A 22,455-nucleotide genomic window follows, 5' to 3' on the forward strand; every position below is an offset into this window, starting at 1 on the left:
TATCTATAGTTAGCCATATCAGTAGACAATTCAATATGTACTAAAGGCCGAAGGATGAGAAAATCCTCCTCGCTTTCCGGCTCCTAATACTCAAAAAATTCGCTTAGTGATAAACTTCCAGTCGAAATTCTAAAGTAATTTTACAAATAGCATAACTTTTGATGTGAGCGGGTAATAAAGCGGGGTTGGGCATCTTTAAAAAGGCCGGATATCGGACACTTTTCGACAGTTTTGCTTTCTATATGCTCGCTATCAAAGAAATAAGACAAAGATTGATAACCACTATTCTCTCAATTGCGCGTTGTTGATATGATCTACCAATATAAGCTCAATTTAACTTAACAAAATGTTTAAAGTGGATAGTAGATTACATTGATAATAATGAACGCAGTAGTAAGATTATTTATATAATACACCGGAGGGAAATGCCGTGAAAAAACTGTCATTTGATGATTTTATGAGATTGAGAAAATTGGTTTTCCGTGGTGCAAGACCGCTTGACTTTACAAAATGGAAATACCTTTTTGAAAACGGAAGCTGTGATGATTTCCTTTCGGTTCTGTCCAGTTATCAGAATGAGGACGGTGGTTTTGGATATAACATAGAACCAAATAACTGGAACCCTAATTCGTCCCCTTATACGGTTTGCATTGCGTTAGATTACTTAGACACGACAGGCGATTATGTCAGCAGCATAAAAAATACGATTGTTAATGGCATCATCAAATATCTTGATTCTGGAGTATATCTGACGGAAAACGGTTGGGTGGGGATGCAAGGAATTCCTACCAACAATGATTTTTCTCATTTGCCGTGGTTTCATTATGACCCGTTGAAATCCACGCAAGTCGATATAGGAGTGACTAAGCGTCTTTCAGACTTCATACTTAAACAAGCAGATAAAAGCAAAAATATTTATCAAAAAGCAGTAACTTTGAATGAGAAGTATAGTTCTTGTGGACAAGTTCTTCTTCAGGGTCTCCCCGACTATGATTTAACATCATTTGACCCAACGTCATTTGACCCAGCAACATGGGAAACATTTAAACCATTGCCAGTATACTTCGTCAGTACACCTGAAAGTGAGCATTATCCTAAACTTAGGAATGTTGTAGACATAAATTTGGATACAATTGTTGATATATTGCGTAATACCAATGAGCTTTATATAATGCCTTTGGAAGAAGTGATTGCATGGGAAAAGAACAATCCGCATCCTGATGATAAAGTGTGGAGCGATTACGAACAAACAATTGGCAATTTTTATTGGGGTGCTAACAATATCACATCCAATATGGATATATTAAGAAAGTTTGATAGACTTGATTTTCAATTGCCTATACAAAGCTAATGAGCATTCTCTGTAGTAATATGAGGTTCACATTATGTTTACTTAAGGGATAAGCCCAGAAGTCATTCTTCTGGGCTTATCATAGATAACGTATAACCGGCGTGAAGGTTAGTACCATAATAGGCAATTTGGAAGAGGCCTTTATAATACCAGAAGATCAATCTCAAGAGCTTCATTTTGCTTCCGACCAGGGGGCGCCAATTTACTTAGCTTAGCTTAATTTTATTAATTATTGCAACGAGCACAGGATTCAACAGAGCATGAGTCGTGTCAGATGCACATATGACATTGTAAAACAGACAAGGTTTAGACATAAATATGATTTTACTGCTTTTTATTACCATCATATCCTTGCCCGAGAATTTCCAAATGGGCGAGTTTGTTAAAGATTTTGATTGGCAATGAGATCTACTCCACCAAACACGGTAATACCATCGCCATTGTGGGCAGCACCTTATACGAGAGTCAAAAGATTGACGACCATTATGTGGTAAGCTCCTTAAATTTAACCACGATGGAGAGAAAGAATCTTTTATATTTGCAAGCACCAGGAACGATACTAGTCTCCCCCAGTGGCGAAAAATTAATGTATTACTATTATCCCAACTATCCGAATTACCCGAATAATACGGATTGCGTCGATATTTATAGTTTGAACATGTAGATTATAAAAAAACAAGTGCGACCAGGAGGGATATTGTGAAATTAAGCAAGATTGTGTTGGTTTGCGTTATGTGTATGATGGCCTGCATATTTTCAGCTTGTAAAATACAAGAAAGTACAGAGTTAAAGCCCTCTACCGCAGATGAAGCTTCTTTAGGTTCTTCGACAAGTGAAGCTGTCTCGGAATCTTTAGAGGTAGCGCCTTTGCAAACGACGGTGGTAAAGGAAATAACGCTGCCGCACGGCACGAGGCGCATATATTGGGTGAGGGATAATGAATTGTTTATCGCCGAATACGGACGGGATACGAAAGATGAACAAGAAGAGACAAAAGCACTGTATCTTTACAATGTGGATACCGATATTCTCAGAAAGGTAGAGTTGCCTGATCACTTTGAATTTGGGCCAGACCACATACAAGAATATAGCTTTGATGAGGAGAATGTGTATTGGTACAACGGCAAATATGAAGAGGGGGATGAACATTTCAGGGTATTGAAGATTCCGGTGGATACGGCGAAAGCGGAGCTTGCAGAGCTTATTGTTCCGCTGCAGTCTTTTTCAAAGGTGGAACAGGGCAAGCTGTTGATCGGATCAGGAAAGCCTGAGCAGTTGAATACCATCACCATTAAAGATATTTTTTCAAATGAAATCATCGGAGAAATTCTATTGGATAATAACATGCAACATGCTATACGCCCGCTTTCCATTTCCCCCGATTTGAAGAAGTTATATTTGATTTGCCCACCGGAAGGGGACCCCTTTGCAGCTGTGTACGATAAGGAGGGGAAACTGATTGACCCGTTTGAGGGGAAAAGTATTTTTTATGAGTTCTATTCTCTTGACGGCACTTTTCTTTATCGTATGGAAAGTGTGATTCCTGATCCCTATTATATACACTCGTGGAGTACAAATGGAGATTACTTTATTCATAGTGGAGATAAGTATTATGACTATTCGACACTGCGTGCAAAGTATTATTTTCAAATATATCGCTCGGAAGATGGATCGTTATTGCATGAGTTTGAAGCCAAAGATGTTTTTTGGAGATACGACGAGCAGGTAAACGATAAATGGCTGTATTATACGTCGGAGATTCGCCCCGAGTTATATCTGTTTGATATGGAGTCCGGTAAGACAAATACGGTATTGCTACCCGGGATGCCGGATAACATAAGCGTGAATAACAGCGCCTCCAAAGCGGCATTGGTTTTTGATAAAAATATAAAAATTGTTTCTATCTCATAGGGATAGGATAACAGCGCAGGGGCTGCCCAAAACAGCCCCTGCGCTTGTCTGCGATTAAATAAAACTATAGCATATGTCATAAGGATAGTAGGTGTTCCCAAGCGGCGCAAAAGAGCTGGCCGATATAGAGCTGTAAGCATCCACATTTGATATCTCAAAATGTAGGTGTGAACCCTTCTGTCCTTCCAGACCCAAACCGGTGTTTCCTTCATGACCGATTAATTTACCTGCTTCTACGATTTGACGTTTTGAAACCTCAAAGCCGCTCAAATGCAGGAAGGTGTAGTAAAATCCATCGTCGCCTCGAATAGTGAGTCTACCAAAGTTATTCTTATTTGGGGGATATTCCGGGCCAACATGAACGACGGTGCCGCCAACAGGCGTCATGATGTTGGTTCCATAACCGGCATTGATATCAATACCTGGATGGAACTTGCCGTCGTATGCCGAAGAGGAGTACAGCGCGCCGTACATGTTTCCGTAAAGTTGTAGGCTGCTGGCATTGTTAAAAGCTTGCTCGCCGTAGCAACACATATAAAGAAAATCAACCCCGCCAAGCCATGAATCATCTACGAAGCCATCCTCTAGAGAGTAGGTGCTAGTACGCTGTACATTAGGCATATTGCTCATTGTCTTTGCACTGAAAAACTCTATGCCTTGGGTAAAACCGGGTACTTTTTCTATACGATAGATTCTTTCCGCATACCATTCACAACGGGAACTATAGTTGGCAGAAGAAACCCACTCAACGCCGGTACCATCAGATTTGGCGGCAAGAATAAGGTTGCCAGGAGTCTCTATCTTAACAATCGGTGCAAAGGAATCATGTCTAACGGTACGTATGTGCATGTTATGCCCCAATTTACCCAAAACAACATTATTACCATCTTTCCTAATTGCTAACTCCTCATACCAGGATATGGGGTTCTATGTCGCGTGTATTCGGGAGAAAGACTTATGTTTGAGCGGTAGTAATAGATTTGTGATTGAGGTGCACTGCCTGTACCTCTGGCCGTAAGTTTGATATTTCCATCATAAGACAGAACTTTGGATGTCGAATTTGAAGAAGCAACATTAGATGATGCGCCTACATTTGTGAAAAATCCGGTAAAATGAGTGGGCGTGTTTTCATACGCCCACTTTTTAATGTCCTATTCTTGATTTACGTCACATTTAGAAAATTACTTAATATAAATGTATTTTGGCAAAAATAAATGCTTTCTGCCACGGCGCATTTATAAAATGAAAACAATTGTTTTAATCATACGCTTCTGTCCATTCGAATCTGCTGCACATCTGAAAAATACTGGAACATCAATTCTAGAAACAACTTAGAGTAGTGAGACAGATACCGCTCCTTATGGCGAATCAATGACAGGCGCTGAATCATCGGCTCTCCACGATAATAAAGCGGAAAAATATTAATGTCATCAGGAATCAGACTTTGCTGATTGACAAGGCTCATCTGAGAAGAAAAGCAGGCCGCCAGCCGCTGCAAGCATAAGTTAGAGCTGATTTGGGTATATGTGCTGGTGATATATTGTTTTGGAGTTACCCCAGCCTCGTCAAAGCTTTGTTTAATTTGTCTGCCCATGCGGTTTGAAAGCATGCAGAATGGAAGCTTTGCAAAATCTTTTATATTTGCCCCGTTACGTGCCGATAATTTCAAATCGTCTATCTCATCGCCATAATACTGTCGTAGTAGCGAATCAGCAACACATAGATAAACCTGGTCATCCATCAGATGCTCCGATACCAACTTTGAATTTTCTTCTCCTGAAACAATGATGGCAAAATCCAACTGTCCATTTATTATCATAGGTTCAAGTTTGGAAGAAATTGTGTCTGTAATTCTAATTTCCACATCTGGATATCGCTTGGAAAACTGCGGTAAAATTCCCGGAAGACAGGCATTCACCCGCATGGTACTAGCTCCAAAGCGAATCATCCCTTTTTCCTGATTCTTAATATCCGAAAGAATGTCTTTTAAATTTGTGTTTTCTTTATTAACAACATCGGCAAAAGCCAACACAAATTCCCCTGCACATGTCAAAGACAAAACAGGTTTTCGATACAGTAGATCAACCCCATAATATTTCTCAAGCCTTTGTATGTGGTTGCTCAATGTCTGCTGAGTAATAAACAGACGGTTGGCAGTTCTCGTCATATGAAGGTCTTTGGCTAACTCTGAAAAATAGTATAAGCTAATAACATCCATGCCGTTGCTCCTCTATTATCACAAAGTTTTTTTGTTGAATCTTTAAAAATTCTCTGTTTGATTTGTGTTGGTCTTTATATTACTATGAAATTGTTAAATAAGCAAGCTGCGCAGCGAGAAACAGTGTAATATTTGGAGGTATATATGAAAATCGGTTTTATCGGCTATGGAGAAGCCGCTTATAATATTTCCCTGGGGTTCGGCTGCGAAGGAATCACTGGCATTCTCGCCAACGATGCCATGATGAATCATGAGACAATGGGCAAGCAAGTTCAGAGTCGAGCGCAGCAAGCTGGCGTTACCCTAGTTTCCTCCGCAAGAGAAGTTGCCGAGTGGGCAGACATATTATTTGTTGCTGTTCCTTCTTCTTTCACAATGGATGTTTGCAATGAAATCAAAAATGTTCTCAAGAACGGTCAGGTCTATGTTGATGTCAGCGCATCTACCCCTGCCATAAAGCAAGCAATCTGGGAAGTAGTCAAGGACACCGGGGTTCTGTTTGTGGACGCTGCTATGTTGGGCTCTCTGCCCAAAGACAAGCATAAAGTGCCTATTACTGCAAGCGGCAACGGAGCGGAGAAGTTTAAAAATCTAATGACCCCTCACGGAATGAAAATTACCCTTGCAGGCGAGAAAGCAGGATCTGCCTCCGCTATTAAGCTAGTGCGTAGTATTTTTATGAAAGGAATAGCCTCTTTGATGTTAGAGATGCTACAGGCAGCAGATTCATACGGGGTATCAGATGAGGTTATAGCTTCTATCTCCAAGTCAATGGATAACATCCCTTTCACAAGCCATCTTGATCGACTAGTAACGGGCTCAGCTCTGCACTGCACCCGCCGCGCTGCGGAATTGAAAGGTTCTATAGACATGCTTTCTGAAGTAAACATCTCATCTGAAATGACAAAAGCCACAAAAAACCGTCTGGAAGCTTTAGAAAAATATGAATTTTCTAAACGGTTCATTGATATTAAACCATCGGGATGGTCTGATATTATTTCAGCTATCCGCGTCGACGCCACATATTAGGAGGTAATACTATGCCTGTTGGAAAACGTATATATCTAAAAAGAGATATGCCAGATTCTGAGATAATGGAGCAGTTCAAGGCGATTCCTGCCTCTAACACAGCTGATGTTATGTCTCGCAGCTGCGCTATGAATCCACGCATTCGTCTGGTCAGCCAGCCAAAAGATCAAATGATGGTCGGACCCGCATTCACAGTAAAGGGACGAGCAGGAGACAATCTAGCACTTCATGCCGCTTTGAATTTTTGTCAAGAAGGCGACGTGTTGGTGGTGTCTAATGAGGAAGACAATACTCGGGCGCTGATGGGCGAGGTTATGATGGCATATTTAAAATACGTCAAAAAAATAGCTGGCATTATTCTCGATGGCCCCATCCGTGACATAGATGAAATCGGCAAGTGGGACTTTCCTGTATATTGCACCGGTACAACTCCGGGGGGCCCATACAAAGAAGGCCCCGGCGAAATTAACGTTCCCATATCCTGTGGTGGAGTCAGTGTCAACCCGGGAGATATTATTCTTGCTGACCCCGACGGCGTAATAGTAATTCCAAGCAAAGATTCCGTTGTAATTCTCGAAGATGCCAAGAAATTTCAGGCCGCTGACGAAGCCAAACTTGCAGCCGCAAAGAACGGCACTGCAAAGAGAGATTGGGTAGACAAGGCACTAACCGAAAAAGGGTTCGAAATTATTGATGACATATATCGCCCCTAAATTATTTTTGAGTAAATACAATCCCCTTGAGCAAGTAAAATAATAGGCTTATATGAAGCGAAAAGGAGAACAACAATGAAAAAGTTAATTGCAATCACTTTATCACTAGCTTTAACCTGCATAATGTTCACCAGCTGTGGAAACAGCAGCAATTCAGCGCCTTCTGCATCTGGTAACGGCACCGGTACGGCTGAAACCGACTGGCCTAAGGAGACTGTTACCATGGTTGTCCCTTACAGTGCCGGAGGCGATACCGATACTTATTGCCGTCAAATGAGCAAACTTCTGAGCGATGAATTGGATGTTAACTTCGTGGTTGTCAACACCACCGGCGGTGCCGGCGTTGTAGCTTCTTCTAGCGTTATGAGTGCAAAGAACAATGGATACACCGCGCTCTTCCATCACACTGGTGTAATGCTAACGCAGGAGGCTGCTGGTAGCAACGAGTTCTCCTTTATTGAAGATTTTGAGGTTGTAGGAACTGTTGCGCGTGATGACACTTATGCTCTTATAGCAAAGGCAGACAGTCAGTGGACCACTCTTGATAATATGATCTCCTGGGCAAAGGAAAATCCCGGAAAGCTGCGCTACTCCTCAACTTATTATGGCGCTACTCATGCGGTAGCTGAAGCCATGGAGCGCACCATGGACATCGAGCTAAACCAAATTGACGTTGGATCATCCACTGCAGACAGACTCACCGCCTTTATAGCAGATCAATGTGACGTACTTGTAGTTAATTATATGAATATCGCTGACTACATTGAAAACGGTGACTTCGTGGTTCTTGGAATCTGCGCGGAAGAACGCCCGAGCGGCCTTGAAAAATACCCAACTTTAAAAGAGCAAGGTTATGAAGTAATTCAATCAAAGTTGTATGAAGTGCGTATGCCAAAAGGAACCAACCAAGCTATAGTAGACAAGCTTTCCACCGCCATGGAAAAGATTGCATCATCTGATGAGTTCAATAATGTACTCTCCACTTATTATGCCAAGCCTTACTACCGCAACGCTGAAACCACCATAAGTGAAGACAGTGCTCAAGTTGAAGAACTCAAAACCTACTTCGCTCAATCATAATTTGCGAAATGACTGTCCGGCAGTGAAGATTCTTGCCTCACTGCCGGACATCTCAAATGATATGGAGGGTTAATGAGTGACCAATAAGAAAAAGAATATTATTGTTTCCGTCATGTTTATGGCTTTTGGGGCTTTTCTTTTTGTTGAGTCTCTAGGGATTAAACATATGATGAAAAACGACGTAGGTTCTGGTTTCTTTCCAAAGGTAATTTCAGTGGCGATAATTGTTGTGTCTGCCATACGTCTTATAATGGCCCTAAGGGAAAACACAGGGGAAAAGAAAGCTTCAAACGACGATAAAATAGGTGGACTTTTAACAATTTTGTTGATTGGTGCATATGTGCTAGCATTTAACACCATAGGGTTTCTAATTTCTACCGCAGCTTATCTGTTTTTGCAGATGTTGGTGCTTACCCCCGAAGAAAAGCGGAATCTCCCACTGCTTGCAGGTTTAGCTATATCGGCACCGATTCTCATCTATGTTTTGTTCGTATATGTTATCAATACGCCGTTGCCAAAAGGCGTATTTGGTTTTTAAGGAGGCGATAAAATGATTGCAGAAGCAATTCAAATGGTATTGTTCAATCCGGTATGCATACTGCTAATTTTAGTCGGTGTAATTATCGGCATCATTTTCGGCTCCATTCCCGGTCTCTCTGCCTCCATGGCACTGATTTTGTTTTTACCTATGTCTTTTGGTATGGAGCCTATGAACGGAATTTCTCTGTTAATTGGTCTATATTTGGGCGGAATTTCCGGAGGACTCATCTCTGCTATTCTGCTTAAAATCCCTGGTACCGCCTCATCAATAGCTAGTGTATTTGATGGTGGCCCAATGGCGGACAACGGGGAAGCAGGTAAAGCTCTTGGAGTAGGTATACTGACCTCATTTGTAGGCGGACTCATAAGCATATTTGCTTTAATGTTTATTTCTCCGTATCTCGCCAAAGTAACTTTAGCCTTTACATCGGCAGAATATTTTGCCATATCCATCTTTGCCCTTACTATAATTTCTAGCTTATCAGGCAAATCCCTCATTAACGGAATACTTGCCGGTCTATTTGGAATAGCCCTTTCATTAGTGGGAATTGCGCCTGTAGACGGAGCAATTAGATTTACCTTTGGTCAATCCCAGCTTTACGGCGGATTTGAAACAGTAGTAATCCTGATTGGTCTTTATGCTGTCACTGATATCATAAAAACAGGCTTTGACCGTAAAAATATTGTTAACAGCTCAACAAAATATGAGTATAATTTGAAAGGCTATGGAATTTCAGTAAAGCAATACCTGTCCCATTGGAGAAACATTATCCAATCAGCTTTGATTGGGTTGGGAGTCGGTATTCTTCCGGGCATCGGCGGTTCTACATCAAGCCTGCTTTCCTATACGGCAGCACGAGGAAGTTCCAAACATCCTGAGAAATTCGGAACAGGTATAGTTGATGGCATTATAGCCTCCGAAACCGCAAATAACGCCTTAATAGGCGGATCTTTGATCCCCTTGATTACCATGGGTATTCCGGGCAATGTAGCAACCGCTATCTTTTTGGGCGGTCTAACCATACACGGAATATCCCCAGGACCCCTGATTTTTCAAAAGAGCGGACAGTATGTATATGGCATCTTCATAGCCCTGTTGATAGCAAATGTATTTATGCTGATTTTTGAACGTGCCGGCCTGAGGATATTTGTTAAGTTGCTAGATATCCCCAAGTACATTTTGCTGCCTATTGTTATGGTTTGTTGCATAGTTGGAGCATACTGTGCGAATTACAGCATCTTTGACGTGTGGTGTGTAGCTATATTCGGATTGATGGGGTTACTGTTTAAAACTCTCAATGTACCGTCAACGCCTATGATTATTGGCTTTATTCTGGGCTCTATGACTGAGGAAAATCTGCGTCAAGCTTTGATGCAAACCGATGGTAATTGGTCTATTTTTGTCACCCGCCCAATTTCATTTGTTTTCCTGATCATTGCCTTAATTTCCGTTATTATGACTATTAAAAAACAGGTATCTAAGCAAAATTAATAATTTTAAACGACCGTATGATTTCAAGAGCTTTTGAAACCTTGAAATTATGTGGTCGTTTTTGTGTATACCACGGGGGCAGTGGAAACTATTTATGTTGAAGAGGGCGGCATGGGAGATAATATGCAAATCATCCGCCGAGTAGTTTAAATTAGTAAAAGTAATGTTTCACCTCAAACTAAATAGGAAGCATATGGCTATATATAATATCCCCAAACCCTGTGTGAAAGATAGGATAGCCCAGGTTCCCGAGCTTAACCCAATAGATTCTCTTAGAGACGTGTTTTCTGCATTTACTCATAATATCCTTCCCAAACTGAAAAATCCGCTCAAAATGAGCGGATTTTTCCATTAAACACATTCACCTGATTAAATATGATACTCCAGTTAATTACCGTGTCTATTTTTCGTGGCAAATGATTATTTGGTTCATAATCCGGTCCAGCCGATACCCTGCAAAAGGGTCAGTGCAATCATAGCAAATACCGATTGAACCAGAAGCATGGGCAGGAACCACTTGGCGTACTTGTTCCAATCCACACCTGCAATACCCAGCGAACCCATTAGTGTACCTGCTGTAGGGAACAGACAGTTAGAGAAGCCGTCACCGAACTGGAACGCCTGTACTGCAACCTGGCGGGTAACACCCACAAGGTCCGCAACAGGCACCATAATAGGCATAACTGCGGCAGCCTGACCGGAACCGGAGGGTATGAAGAGGTTAATGAAAATGTTGGCAATAAACATAACGTTAGCACCAATAATCGAACCAAATTTGGTCATAGGGATGCTCATAGCGTAAACGATAGTGTTGAGTATTTTACCATTTGCCAGGATGATGGAGATGCCATTTGCAAAGCCCACGATAAAAGCTGCACCCAACATGGTGGAACATCCTTTAAGAAACATCTTGGTGGTGCCGTTAATTCCATAGCCGTTAAAAATGCCGAGGAAGATCGAAAGAATCAGGAATATTGCGGCGAACTTATCGTTACTCCATTTATAATTGATAGAGCCAAAAATGATTGCACCGACCGCACCAAAGGTTGCCAACAGATTGACATAGTGCTTCCAGTTAATTTGCTCACCACTGCTCCCCTCGGTCGCCTCCATTGCACTGGAGCCCATATATTCACCGAGCTGCATACCTGGCTTATAGTTTAGGCTCTTAGTGGGATCCTTACGGACCATCTTGAAATAGCGCATCACAAAGTAATAAGAAATGATAAAGTTAATAATATGTATCACAATACGAACGTTGAGTCCGGAAAATACCGGTAATTCCGCAATCGGGTGCGCAATACCCAGTGTAGACGGATTAGCCCATCCCACGTTAAAGCCGGAATAAGCGCCAAGATAGACCATCAAAAATCCTGATGCGCGATCGAGTCCCATGGTGGTAGTAACCAGAATACCGATTGGAATAAGCGCAACAGTTGGGTTGGCAAATACGCCGGTTGCCCCGCCGATGGTCATAAACGCCATGATTGCCAGTACAACGACAGCATCGTTGGTCTTTTTACCGCCTGCAATCTTAGAAAAAGCCAATTCGATTGAGCGTGTTTGCTGCAGGATATATACTGCAGCGCCGACAAACATAATCATGGTCATCAGAACTGATGCTTTGGTAAAACCGCCTACCGTTGCATTAAATACTGCCCATAACCCTTGGGGGCTCTGTTCAACGGTATGATAGGTGCCCGACACAACGCGATTTACGGTGCCTACTTTTTCATAGTCAAACTCACCGGCTGGGATAATCCAGGTGAGAAGCGCTGCGAAAGCCGTAAGCAGGAACAAAAGTGCACAGGTGTGGATAAATTGGAATTGCTTCTTTTCGTTTTTCATACATATTGCCTCTTTCCTTATAAAATATCAGAAAGCTCCCGCTCAAACGGTAGCGCCCTTCCTCTTCCATATGCGATTACATCTTACAAAAATCAAGCGTATACTGTGCCATAACAGCCGCTGCGACGCCGATAGCTTTTTCGTCAAAAATATTTTTGGGATTGTGCAAGCCAATCCGGCTTTCAGGCAGGTCGTTACCCGTACCTACACGAAATTGTGCACCGGGGCAAAAATCAAGGAAACGAGAAAAATCGTCTGAACCGGGAGAAGGTTTTTCGTACCATATAACGTTTTCGGTGCCTATGGTCTTTTCTGCCGCTGCTGCAATACGGTCAATTACCTCGTCAGCGTTGATGAGAGCAGGAACGCCTTCCTCAATCACTACATCGGCTTCGGCACGCATGGCTTCACAACAGCTTTTTGAAACGCGGCGGATGGCCTCCCAAATATTATGACGGCTCTCTTCGCTGAACGTGCGCAGTGTTCCCTCCAGCTTGACCTCAGATGGTATAATGTTCATTGCAGTTCCACCGTGTATCATGCCAAAGGTCAGTACCGCGGGCTGAAGCGCCGGATTTTCACGGGAAATAATGCTTTGCAACTGGGTAAGCAAATATGCCGAGGTAATAATAGGATCCACACAACGATAAGGATGCGCGCCGTGTCCGCCCGAGCCCTTAACGGTAATTGACACCGCATCGGTAGCAGCGTTGGCAGCACCTTTTATAACGCCAATGCTGCCCGCCGGAAATTCAGGCGAGACATGAACGCCTATAATATTGTCGCATTTAGGCTCAAGTGTCATCAGACCGGCTTCAATCATTTTCTTTGCACCGGTCACCCGCTCCTCTGCCGGCTGAAAAATTAGTCGGACATTACCACAAAGCTCCGATTTAAGCTCATTGAGCACTCTTGCAGTAAGTAATAATGCAGCGGTATGGATATCATGTCCGCACGCATGCGAAAGTTCTACGTTTTGGGAGGCGAACGCAAGGCCTGTCTCTTCGGTGAGAGGTAATGCATCAATATCTTCACGAATGCCAACAGTCTTTCCAGGTTTAGAGCCACGGATAACTGCTATGACACTTGTGGGCAGTCCCGGAAGTTGTTCCCCAACAATACCGTAACGAGCTAGCTCATTGAGAATCAAGTTTGATGTGGCATATTCTTCATACCCAAGTTCGGGATGCGCGTGAATTTTTCGGCGAATTTCGATGGCTTGCGCTGAATACTGATCGATCAATTCATTGACTGTTGTCATTTTTCTCCTTCTTTCCACAAGAGTTTTTATTTTAAACAAATATTTTTATTAAATTATGTGCGATATTTAGATTATATTAACAAAATATGTACTTGTAAAATACATTTTTAGACATCAGCACTATGACCTTTTAGCCATATCATATGTGCAGCGGACAGATACCGGTAGTGTATTAAATAGTGTATTAAAAAATGCACCTTAATACGGCTTTAAGCCACATTAAGATGCATTTTTTTGAAGGGTATTTGCCGACCCTTTTTAACTATGTTCAGCTTCCTTTTGGTAAGTTTCCTTAATCATCTGTACAAACTGTCGCACTGGGTCCGGCGGATCGACGGTTTTATATTCTGCTGTCAACAGCCACTGCATACACGGATCATCCGAATAGAAAAACACTAGCTTGTCTAAAAAAGCGCAGTTTGACAGATAGAATGTCGGGATAATGGCAATGCCAAGATTGTTGGCAGCCAATGCAATCATCGAATCTATATTTTGCGTTTCAATTACACCCGAAGGCGAAATGTCATATTTCGCAAATACATCGCGCATATCATTGTTGATGCGTTGTCCCGCCTTGCCCAGAATCATGTTTTGATTTGAGAGCATCCGCAGATCTATGTATTTAGGATTTTGAGGTGAATTAAGATCGTCCGCCGTCACAAGGCCGGCTAAAAAATGCTCTTTTGAAACGACAAGCAGTCGATGTTGGGTGATTAATGTCTCAAACCAGGCCGCAGACGGATGAGATCTATCTACCTCCGTATGAACAACCACTGCAACGTCTAACTGTTTCTGCGCAAGCATACGGTGGATATTATCGTCGTTTTCTTCATATAGTCGCAACTCAATATTAGGATGTAGTTGGCGAAAAGGTTCAAAAACATGCGAAATAATAAAACTGCCGGTCCATGGGCCAACGCCGATATGCAACTGGCGCATCTCACTGTTATCAGCCTGCGCAATTCTTCGCATATAATGATCATGCAGTCGTGCGGCATCACCGATATATTGCAGGAAGCGTTCTCCCGCCGCGGTGAGCGCCAATGGCATCTGACTGCGGTCAAGCAGGCGTGTACCCAACTCAGCTTCGAGCTGGGTTAGGAATTTGCTCAGCGTAGACTGAGAAATATACAGCTTCTGTGCCGCTTTTGAAATATTTCGCTCCTGTGCAATTGTACGAAAGTATTGAAAAGCCCTAAAATTGAAAAGCACGTCATCGACTCTCCTATCGCGCTGTAAGGTTGCTATTATGGTGCAGTGCTAAAGAACTGCTCGTCTACTATAATACTATATTTCTATTAATAAAACGACAGGTTATTTCAGAAGGTACCTATGCAAATAATATTCAACAATGTATAGGGCGCGGATTTTTAACGAATCCGCGCCCTATACATCATATACATAAAAGAGGTAAATGAAATCAAATAATCCTGCAGTCAACAAGTTCGCCGCTATATACAGCGTCTACTGCTAAAGCAGCACCCATCGACATTCTTTTAAGTGCTTCAGTTGTAGAAGCGGCGTTATGTGGTGTAAGAATTACATTCTCCATATTAAACATTGGGTTTGAGCTTTGTGCAGGCTCAGGGTCGCTAACATCAAGACCTGCGCCGCCTATTTCACCATTTAAAAGAGCTTCAATTAGGGCTTGTTCATCTATTATTGCACCTCTTGAACAATTAATTATAGTTGCGCTGTTTTTCATCAATTTAAATTCTCTTTGACCAATTGAGTGCCTAGTCTCATCGGTAAGAGGTGAATGAAGGCTTATGTAATCTGATCTCCTAAAAATATCATCACAGTTATCTACAATCTCTACACCTTCAGGGGTGCCTTTGGTGAACGGATCGTAGGCAATAACGTGCATATCAAACCCCGAGCGGCATATTTTTGCCACCATAGATCCAATTCGACCATAACCTATCAATCCTAGTGTTTTCCCGGATAATTCTGTGCATTCCAACCTGTTTTTAACGTCGTATCCGCTCTCGCGGTATCCGTTTGCCATTGCAGGCATATTTTTTGCACAGGCCATCATTAAGGCAACAGTATGTTCAGCGACTGAAAGGCTGTTGCCATTAGGCACTATCGTGACAGGGATACCTAACGCCCTTGCAGCTTCGATATCAATGTTATCATACCCTACACCGTGTTTTGCTATTACTTTAAGAGACGGTGCAGCCTGCATTATTTCTTTTGTTATCTTACTAACTCTGACTATTATAGCGTCACAATCTGATATTTTCTCAAGGATATCTTCTTTTTCTCGACTTTTTGCGTATACTATTTCCCAACCATGGCTTTTGAGATAATCAGGTCCGCAAGGGTCAATAAATTCGGGTAATAAAACCTTTGGCATGTATATATCTCCTTAGGATTCTCTCTATAGTAACTGATCATTTAATCTTCGGCAGATTTAGCGTTGGCATCTCCAAGGGTTTTCTTATTAAACATTTTAAGAAAAATGGGGGAGAACAATCCAAAAATAACCATTACAGCCAGAAGAATAGAAATAGGTCTCGTTAAGAAATATGTCATCATGTTTCCTCTTGAGAGCACAAGCGCCTGGCGCCAGTTCTGCTCTGCCATCGGACCAAGAATTAGACCCAGTACGATAGGAGCGGTAGCAAAACCCAGCTTACGCACAAAATAACCTAGAAATCCGAAGGCTGTCATAATAAACACATCAAACATACTATTGTTTATAGCATAGGCACCTATTGTTGAAAGCCCTACTATTATGGGGCACAAAATTGTCATAGGCACTATACTTACCTTAACAACCTGTTTTGCAACGAGTAAACCTATGATACCCATTAAAATATTAGCGGCCAAAAATCCGAAGATTAAGCAATAGGTGATATCGCCTTGCTGTGTGAATAGTTGATGACCGGGAACAAGTCCTTTTATTGTAAGACCGCCTAACATTATTGCAGTCACACCGCTGCCAGGTATTCCGAGCGTTAATAAGGGGATAAGTGCGCCACCCGTAACGGCATTGTTTGCAGATTCAGAAGCAGCAAGGCCCTCTATTGAGCCATTGCCAAATTCATGAGGAGTCTTTGAATGCTTTTTTGCATAGTTATAGGAAACCCAAGAGCCTATATCAGACCCAGCACCAGGAAGAATTCCAACAAGAATTCCAATAATTGAAGATAAACCAATAGTTGGAATTATTTTTTTTATTTCTGATTTACTGGGTAAAATCTTACCCTTTAGCAATTTGCTTGGATCATCGGTTATTTTGTTCTTTCCTTTAACTATATCTTCGACGGAAATCATGACCTGAGAGATAGAAAACAAACCTATCATAGCGGGAACAAGCTGTATACCCGATTCAAGGGCGATAGAGCCGAATGTAAATCTGGGTGTGCCATTCATAATGTCGAGACCTATACAACCTATTAAAAGACCAAACATACCCGACATAAGACCCTTTACCATAGAATCTCCTGCTAAGCTACCGATTATAGTTAAACCAAACAAAGCAAGAAAAAAGTATTCGAGGGATGAAAATAAAAGAGATACTTTTGCAAGGGTAGGGGCGATAAACAAAAGAGCCAAAGCACTGATTGTTCCACCTATCATAGAAGCGATGGTAGATATACCAATCGCCTTTAAACCCTCACCTTTTTTGGTAAGAGGAAACCCATCAATGGCAGTAGCTGCAGAGGCAGGGGTCCCCGGTGTATGTATTAAACATGCAGTAATTGATCCACCATAAATAGCGGCAGTATAGACAGAAACCAAGAGAACAAGTCCAGCAGCAGTACCCATTCTAAAGGTTATCGGAATTAGAAGTGCCACCGCCATACTCGCTGAAAGGCCCGGTAATGCTCCTACCACAATACCGCCAAAAACGCCTATTATGCAGGAGAAAAGCGCCTCTAAAGTGAAGAAGTTTTGAAGTGCTTGTAGCAACATGTGTTTACCCTCCTTATAACAGGCTTACTTTTAGCCACATAATAAATAAGACATATACAAATGCCATATATCCTGCTGTAACAGCAGCTATAATCCAGTATGGTCTTACCTTCATAAAATACATTGTGCTAACTAACATAATTATTGTAGAAGGGAAGTATCCAACTATCGAAAATAGCACCACGTAAATAGCGATGCTGATAAAGTAAAGTATAGGCATTTTCATAATACTTAAATTGAGAGAAGAATCTCCCGACGCTTTAAAAGCTTGTATGATCATAATGGTATTAAGAATAGCAAAAGTAGAAATGATCAGTTTAGGAAAAAGAGCAGTTTCGGGAAGCATTTTCGTAGACATATAAAAAGCGCCAAGCAGCACAGCATAAATAACGGATCCGCATATTAAATCCTGTTTGGTTTTCGAACTCATTAGCACACCTCCGGTATAGTTGCGTTGTGCCCACTGCTACTCTATAGCAGTGGACACAACAATTAATTAAATAATCAATATTTAATTAACACCGTATACTGCTTTCGCAGCATTCACGCCATCGTCGAGGAATTTTGCGTATTCTTCTTGAGGTACAAACTCTGTTGCTGCGCCGATTGCTTCAAGCGCGCTAATTGTTTTAGGATCGTTGATGCTTTCTACAATTGCGTTGTATAGAATCTCACGCACAGCAGGGTCAACGCCCTTAGGAAGTGCATATCCTCTGGAAGAGTTGCCATATATTTCGCCAAAACCAAGTTCCTTACAGGTGGGGACGTCGTCCATAAGGCTTACACGCTCAGGAGCAAATACGCACATTACAGTAAAGTCGCCGTTCTTTTTTCCGGTAAGTACGTCAGAAACGTTTCCGACAAGAATATCGGTGCTCTTGTTTAACAAATATGTCTCGTTATCCTTAGCACCCTTTGTGGTTACAATTTCAATCTTTGTGCCAAGTTCTTTGTTCATACGCTCAACGATAGTGCCGTCATCAGACATTATTCCTGCAGCGGAAGAACCAACAATAAGGGTATTATTTTTTGCATACTCAATAAAAGATGCCATGTCATTGAAGCGTGTTTCATCTTTGCGACATGCAACGACGTTATAGTCCGACACGTGGTTGCCAAGAAGATCAAAATCGTTGTGATCATATTCTCTGGGGTTTGCAGTATCATATTTGCCCATGGTTACGTTAGGCGAGTTTATAAGAGAGAAGGTATATCCGTCAGGTTCAACAGTTTTAATAACTTCACTCCAACAAACCCAACCGCCACCGCCGTTTTTATTTACAACAGTTACAGGTTGACCGATTTTTTCAGTCATAGATTCTGCGAGGATTCTGCAAAGCAGATCTGAGCTTCCGCCTGCGGAAAATCCACAATATAATGTAATGGGCTTGGTGGGGTAATCTACTTTGGTGTTCTTCTCCTTGGAAACAGAATCCGACTGGCCGGCAGAAGTGCTGGATGGAGTGGTGGATGCAGAGCCACCGCATGCCGCCAATGCAAAAACCATAGCTAGTGTTAAAGCGATTGCAATTAATTTTTTCATCCCTAATTCTCCTTGTTATAATTTTATAAAACTTTTAAACTAAATTGTTTAAAATGTTTACGATTATAGATAGACACAGCCTATTTCCTTAAGCTTTTCTTCTACCCAGGGTCTTACATACTCGCCTTTTAAGATTCCTTTCATAATGGAATCTTCTTTAGCTAATACTGCTTTAGACTTTTCAAGAACTTCAAGGGCATCATCAGGTCTGATGACAACTACGCCATCATCGTCGCCTACTATAATATCACCGGGATGTACGACACGTCCACCGACCGAAATAACGCCGCCTATCTCACCAGGTCCGTTTTTGTAAGGGCCGTTGGGCGTAATTCCTTTAGCAAAAACATGAAAATCATCAAGAGCCGCAATTTCCTCGGTATCTCTTATACTTCCGTCAACCACAATTCCTGCAATCTTTTTAACTTTACAGTAATTCGCCATAAGAGCACCTAAGATAGCTCTTTCACTTCCGCCACCCGCATCAATCATAATGACATCGCCTGGCTGTGCCATGTCCATTGCTTTGTGGAACATCAGATTGTCACCTTCGGGAACTTTTACAGTAAAAGCTGTACCTACCAAGGTTCCTTTTCCGGCATTAATGTGCCTTATTGAATAGTGGATAGCTGCAGTTCTCCCCATGTTGTCATCGATGTTTGCAACAGGTATATTGCGAAAACTTTGCACCAGCTCTTTTGGAGGACGAGTAAAGTCCCCGTAAATTCTGCAACCTGGATTAACCATTTCATTTTGCTCCTTTTATAAGATTTTAACTAAGTCTCTAGCAATTACCGATCGGTTAGCGATATACTTTTCTGAGACACTTTTATTGTTCAGCACATCATTAGTTAATGAAATTGCTAATTCAATTTGAGTTTTTTGCGATTTTTCACCGTAAAATGCACTATGACATGTTAACATTACATTTTCCATTTTAAGCAATGGGTTTTCAGGACTAATGGGCTCTTGTTCAAAAACGTCCAGACCCGCAAAACGAATTTCTTTGTTTTGAAGTGCACTTATAAGTGCTTTTTCATCGATTAATCCTCCTCTTGCGATGTTTATTATCATTGCAGATTCCTTCATTTTACCAAACGCATTTGAATTGAAAATGTGCTTAGTTTTATCGTTTAGTGGGGCGTGCAATGAAATTATATCTGAACGCTTTAGCAAATCGTCAAAGCTGACAAATTCAACATCAAAATCTTTTTTTACATCGTCAGTTACAAAAGGGTCACATGAAATTACTTTGGAACCAAATCCATCGTGAAGCATTTTATATAAGGGACGAGCTGAACCTCCAAATCCAAAAAGGCCAATAACCATTGAGCTCATGTCCGAAGGCAAAAAATAAGAAGCCTTTGGCCATTTGCCCTTTCTTATATTTCTATCGTAATATGCGGCATTTCTTAACAGCCCAAGTATGAGCGACATAGCGTGGGTAGCAAGCTCGTCGACACAAAAATTAGGCATAAACATGATGAGGGTATTGGTTTCTGATGCAGCTTCAAGGTCAATTGAATTAACACCTATACCAAAACGCTGCACCATTTTAAGCCTTGGCAGCGAATGAAGAACTTTAGATGTTATCGGAGGATTTCCTGTAGCGAGAATTGCATCGGCATCTTTGCACCCGCTAATAAGTTCGTCTTCGGATAAATAATGCTCTAATCTAACATGAATATTATTTTTAAGCATCATTTTACTTATATAATCTAAATTGGTTTTACTGACGCTTCCGTAGTTGCTGTCTACAACAACTGCATTAAACATTGCCATCATTCCTTTCGCTAATATTAACATGCAAAATACATGCCAACTATAGAGAGTTTTAGAAATCTATAAGAATGAACAAAATTATTTAAAATAACTATCATAAATGACAATAACGAAACTAATTGATGAGAATTAGTTTCGTTATTTAAAAGCAGTGTTTTTTGTTTAACAATATAAAAATCAAACATATTGCATATAGCAATACAACTATTGCAAATTACAATATTGCGCTATTTTTCATAAGATTTTAACTTTCTCCATAACGTTGTGCCATCTATTTCTAATATTTTTGCGCAATCAGTTTTGTTCCCTTTTGTGCATTCCAGTACTTTAGAAATATAATCTTGTTCTAACTGTTTGAGCGACATTAATTTTATTTTATCGTGATTAATAACGTCAGATTTTTCATCGTATTCATATACCAAATTAAAAGTATCCATATCTATAATACTCTTATGAGACATTATCATTAACTTTTCTAGAAAATTCTCAAGTTCTCTTATATTTCCGTGCCACTCAAATGTTATTAATTGGTTTAGTACTTCATTGGTAACACCTAAGATGCTTTTATTTAGCTGGCGGTTTTTTGATCTAATTAGTGCGTCAATTATAGGCGGAATATCTTCTTTTCTTTCACGCAAAGGGGGGACATGTAAGTCCAAAACGCTAAGACGATAATAAAGGTCCTCTCTAAAATGCCCTTTTTCTACCAGTCTTTTAAGGTCTTTATTTGTTGCCGCTATAATTCGGACATCTATGGTTCTAAGCTTATCATCGCCTATGCGCATTATTTCCTTTTCTTGCAAAACACGTAGAAGCTGCGCTTGCATAGACAAAGTAATTTCACCTATTTCATCAAGAAATAGCGTGCCTGTACTTGCCATTTCAAAAACACCTTGTTTACCATCACATCTTGCGCCGGTAAATGCGCCTTTCACATATCCAAACAGCTCGCTTTCAAGCAGATTTTCAGGCAATGCTGCACAGTTTATAGCTACAAAGGGTTGCTTTTTTCTTAAGCTTGAATTATGTATGCTTTGGGCTAATAACTCTTTTCCTGTCCCTGTTTCTCCAGTTATTAGTACAGTGCTGTCGTGTTGGGCAAAGGTTTTAGCAAGATGCTTTGTGCGAAGAATGGCTGGGGAATTGCCGATTATAGAAGAAAAAGTGCACTTTGCAATATGACCTTTAAGTCGCATGTTCTTTTGTGCTCTCAAACCTAATTCATGAATTTCTTGAGCGTCACGCAGGGAGTAGAGAGAGCCACTGCGATTATAGGCAATATCAAGTTGGGTTTTTTGAAGCAAAACAAATATGTTTCCCTTTTCTCTATCATCAATTGTTTCAGGAGAGAATACGTCTACAACCCTTTTGCTTTTTAAAAGATCGTGTATATTTACGCCCAACTCGTTTTTTGAATTTACACTTAAAAGCCGTTCCGCTGCGTGATTCATAATTGTTATACAATCTTTAGAATCAACTGCTATCATCCCTTCGCTGGAATAATCCATAATAGCTTGAACCACTTTGTTACGGTGTTCTCTGCTTGTTTCAATCTGCAAAAGCATTTGAGAATTTGTTAAAGCGACCTCAAACATGCGTGGATCTATACCAAATAAAATTCCGACTTTGCCCATGTTTTTTGCTGTTTCAACGCAAGGAGTACCGCTTATAACTACTTCATAGTTCCCTTGGTTGATAAACTCTTCTGCTTGATCTGTTAGAGGGCGATCGTGTGTATATTCTTTTATATCAATCATTCTTGC

At 41.1% G+C, this 22,455-nt stretch carries 19 protein-coding genes; 7 read left to right on the top strand and 12 right to left on the bottom strand.

Annotated elements, in window-relative coordinates; all coding sequences use genetic code 11:
- Nucleotides 1–430: 430 nt before the first annotated feature.
- On the top strand, nt 431–1,351 hold the full coding sequence (locus RBH76_13405) for a hypothetical protein (GenBank protein WMJ83710.1): 921 nt from the start codon (nt 431–433) through the stop codon (nt 1,349–1,351).
- A 738-nt stretch (nt 1,352–2,089) separates the two neighbouring features.
- The gene (locus RBH76_13410; GenBank protein ID WMJ83711.1) at nt 2,090–3,262 is read left to right on the top strand and encodes a hypothetical protein; all 1,173 of its coding nucleotides are present in this window, start codon (nt 2,090–2,092) and stop codon (nt 3,260–3,262) included.
- A 54-nt stretch (nt 3,263–3,316) separates the two neighbouring features.
- Here the strand turns inward: RBH76_13410 and RBH76_13415 are convergent, their stop codons facing one another.
- Together RBH76_13415 and RBH76_13420 are read right to left on the bottom strand one after the other, a co-directional pair.
- Nucleotides 3,317–4,111, bottom strand: coding sequence for a M23 family metallopeptidase (locus RBH76_13415; protein ID WMJ83712.1), 795 nt, complete (start codon nt 4,109–4,111; stop codon nt 3,317–3,319).
- 412 nt (nt 4,112–4,523) lie between these two features.
- Nucleotides 4,524–5,480, bottom strand: coding sequence for a LysR family transcriptional regulator (locus RBH76_13420; protein ID WMJ83713.1), 957 nt, complete (start codon nt 5,478–5,480; stop codon nt 4,524–4,526).
- Between the two features lie 144 nt (nt 5,481–5,624).
- Here RBH76_13420 and RBH76_13425 point away from each other — a divergent pair, with 144 nt between their 5' ends.
- The 5 genes from RBH76_13425 (at nt 5,625) to RBH76_13445 (ending at nt 10,334) form a co-directional block, all read left to right on the top strand.
- Nucleotides 5,625–6,509: a DUF1932 domain-containing protein gene (locus RBH76_13425; GenBank protein WMJ83714.1), complete on the top strand. Its 885-nt coding sequence runs from the start codon at nt 5,625–5,627 to the stop codon at nt 6,507–6,509.
- Nucleotides 6,510–6,520: 11 nt separating this feature from the next.
- Nucleotides 6,521–7,222, top strand: a complete 702-nt coding sequence (locus RBH76_13430; protein WMJ83715.1) for an RraA family protein — start codon at nt 6,521–6,523, stop codon at nt 7,220–7,222.
- 75 nt (nt 7,223–7,297) lie between these two features.
- On the top strand, nt 7,298–8,302 hold the full coding sequence (locus RBH76_13435; protein WMJ83716.1) for a tripartite tricarboxylate transporter substrate binding protein: 1,005 nt from the start codon (nt 7,298–7,300) through the stop codon (nt 8,300–8,302).
- A 76-nt stretch (nt 8,303–8,378) separates the two neighbouring features.
- Nucleotides 8,379–8,840 carry a tripartite tricarboxylate transporter TctB family protein gene (locus RBH76_13440; GenBank protein WMJ83717.1) on the top strand — a complete coding sequence of 154 codons (462 nt, stop codon included), beginning with the start codon at nt 8,379–8,381 and terminating at the stop codon, nt 8,838–8,840.
- A gap of 12 nt (nt 8,841–8,852) precedes the next feature.
- Nucleotides 8,853–10,334: a tripartite tricarboxylate transporter permease gene (locus RBH76_13445; protein WMJ83718.1), complete on the top strand. Its 1,482-nt coding sequence runs from the start codon at nt 8,853–8,855 to the stop codon at nt 10,332–10,334.
- A 429-nt stretch (nt 10,335–10,763) separates the two neighbouring features.
- Here the strand turns inward: RBH76_13445 and RBH76_13450 are convergent, their stop codons facing one another.
- The 10 genes from RBH76_13450 to RBH76_13495 all read right to left on the bottom strand — a co-directional run bounded on the left by RBH76_13450 (nt 10,764) and on the right by RBH76_13495 (nt 22,449).
- Nucleotides 10,764–12,182 (bottom strand): Na+/H+ antiporter NhaC family protein, encoded by a 1,419-nt coding sequence (locus RBH76_13450; protein ID WMJ83719.1) that lies wholly within the window; start codon nt 12,180–12,182, stop codon nt 10,764–10,766.
- Nucleotides 12,183–12,258: 76 nt separating this feature from the next.
- On the bottom strand, nt 12,259–13,443 hold the full coding sequence (locus RBH76_13455) for an amidohydrolase (protein WMJ83720.1): 1,185 nt from the start codon (nt 13,441–13,443) through the stop codon (nt 12,259–12,261).
- A gap of 258 nt (nt 13,444–13,701) precedes the next feature.
- Complete coding sequence (locus RBH76_13460; protein ID WMJ83721.1) at nt 13,702–14,655, bottom strand: LysR family transcriptional regulator; 954 nt, start codon at nt 14,653–14,655, stop codon at nt 13,702–13,704.
- A 208-nt stretch (nt 14,656–14,863) separates the two neighbouring features.
- Entirely contained in the window at nt 14,864–15,802 is a 939-nt protein-coding gene (locus RBH76_13465; GenBank protein ID WMJ83722.1) for a hydroxyacid dehydrogenase, read from the bottom strand.
- Between the two features lie 41 nt (nt 15,803–15,843).
- Entirely contained in the window at nt 15,844–17,367 is a 1,524-nt protein-coding gene (locus tag RBH76_13470) for a tripartite tricarboxylate transporter permease (protein WMJ83723.1), read from the bottom strand.
- Nucleotides 17,368–17,380: 13 nt separating this feature from the next.
- On the bottom strand, nt 17,381–17,797 hold the full coding sequence (locus RBH76_13475) for a tripartite tricarboxylate transporter TctB family protein (protein WMJ83724.1): 417 nt from the start codon (nt 17,795–17,797) through the stop codon (nt 17,381–17,383).
- Between the two features lie 81 nt (nt 17,798–17,878).
- On the bottom strand, nt 17,879–18,910 hold the full coding sequence (locus RBH76_13480) for a tripartite tricarboxylate transporter substrate binding protein (GenBank protein ID WMJ83725.1): 1,032 nt from the start codon (nt 18,908–18,910) through the stop codon (nt 17,879–17,881).
- Nucleotides 18,911–18,973: 63 nt separating this feature from the next.
- Nucleotides 18,974–19,657, bottom strand: a complete 684-nt coding sequence (locus RBH76_13485; protein ID WMJ83726.1) for an RraA family protein — start codon at nt 19,655–19,657, stop codon at nt 18,974–18,976.
- Between the two features lie 15 nt (nt 19,658–19,672).
- Nucleotides 19,673–20,686 carry a C-terminal binding protein gene (locus RBH76_13490; protein WMJ83727.1) on the bottom strand — a complete coding sequence of 338 codons (1,014 nt, stop codon included), beginning with the start codon at nt 20,684–20,686 and terminating at the stop codon, nt 19,673–19,675.
- 233 nt (nt 20,687–20,919) lie between these two features.
- A complete protein-coding gene (locus tag RBH76_13495) occupies nt 20,920–22,449 on the bottom strand; it encodes a sigma 54-interacting transcriptional regulator (protein ID WMJ83728.1) in 1,530 nt (509 codons plus the stop codon).
- Nucleotides 22,450–22,455: the final 6 nt, after the last annotated feature.

The sequence above is a fragment of the Oscillospiraceae bacterium MB24-C1 genome, assembly GCA_030913685.1.
Taxonomy (GTDB): Bacteria; Bacillota; Clostridia; order Oscillospirales; family Ruminococcaceae; genus Yanshouia.

Bases quoted from the DNA above. Each gene is read 5' to 3' on its own strand.
- RBH76_13425 (WMJ83714.1), top strand. From the start codon at position 5,625: ATGAAAATCGGTTTTATCGGCTATGGAGAAGCCGCTTATAATATTTCC.
- RBH76_13415 (WMJ83712.1), bottom strand. From the start codon at position 4,111: ATGCACATACGTACCGTTAGACATGATTCCTTTGCACCGATTGTTAAG.
- RBH76_13445 (WMJ83718.1), top strand. From the start codon at position 8,853: ATGATTGCAGAAGCAATTCAAATGGTATTGTTCAATCCGGTATGCATA.
- RBH76_13465 (WMJ83722.1), bottom strand. From the start codon at position 15,802: ATGCCAAAGGTTTTATTACCCGAATTTATTGACCCTTGCGGACCTGAT.
- RBH76_13455 (WMJ83720.1), bottom strand. From the start codon at position 13,443: ATGACAACAGTCAATGAATTGATCGATCAGTATTCAGCGCAAGCCATC.
- RBH76_13475 (WMJ83724.1), bottom strand. From the start codon at position 17,797: ATGAGTTCGAAAACCAAACAGGATTTAATATGCGGATCCGTTATTTAT.
- RBH76_13495 (WMJ83728.1), bottom strand. From the start codon at position 22,449: ATGATTGATATAAAAGAATATACACACGATCGCCCTCTAACAGATCAA.
- RBH76_13420 (WMJ83713.1), bottom strand. From the start codon at position 5,480: ATGGATGTTATTAGCTTATACTATTTTTCAGAGTTAGCCAAAGACCTT.
- RBH76_13480 (WMJ83725.1), bottom strand. From the start codon at position 18,910: ATGAAAAAATTAATTGCAATCGCTTTAACACTAGCTATGGTTTTTGCA.
- RBH76_13435 (WMJ83716.1), top strand. From the start codon at position 7,298: ATGAAAAAGTTAATTGCAATCACTTTATCACTAGCTTTAACCTGCATA.
- RBH76_13470 (WMJ83723.1), bottom strand. From the start codon at position 17,367: ATGTTGCTACAAGCACTTCAAAACTTCTTCACTTTAGAGGCGCTTTTC.
- RBH76_13410 (WMJ83711.1), top strand. From the start codon at position 2,090: ATGATGGCCTGCATATTTTCAGCTTGTAAAATACAAGAAAGTACAGAG.
- RBH76_13490 (WMJ83727.1), bottom strand. From the start codon at position 20,686: ATGTTTAATGCAGTTGTTGTAGACAGCAACTACGGAAGCGTCAGTAAA.
- RBH76_13430 (WMJ83715.1), top strand. From the start codon at position 6,521: ATGCCTGTTGGAAAACGTATATATCTAAAAAGAGATATGCCAGATTCT.
- RBH76_13450 (WMJ83719.1), bottom strand. From the start codon at position 12,182: ATGAAAAACGAAAAGAAGCAATTCCAATTTATCCACACCTGTGCACTT.
- RBH76_13485 (WMJ83726.1), bottom strand. From the start codon at position 19,657: ATGGTTAATCCAGGTTGCAGAATTTACGGGGACTTTACTCGTCCTCCA.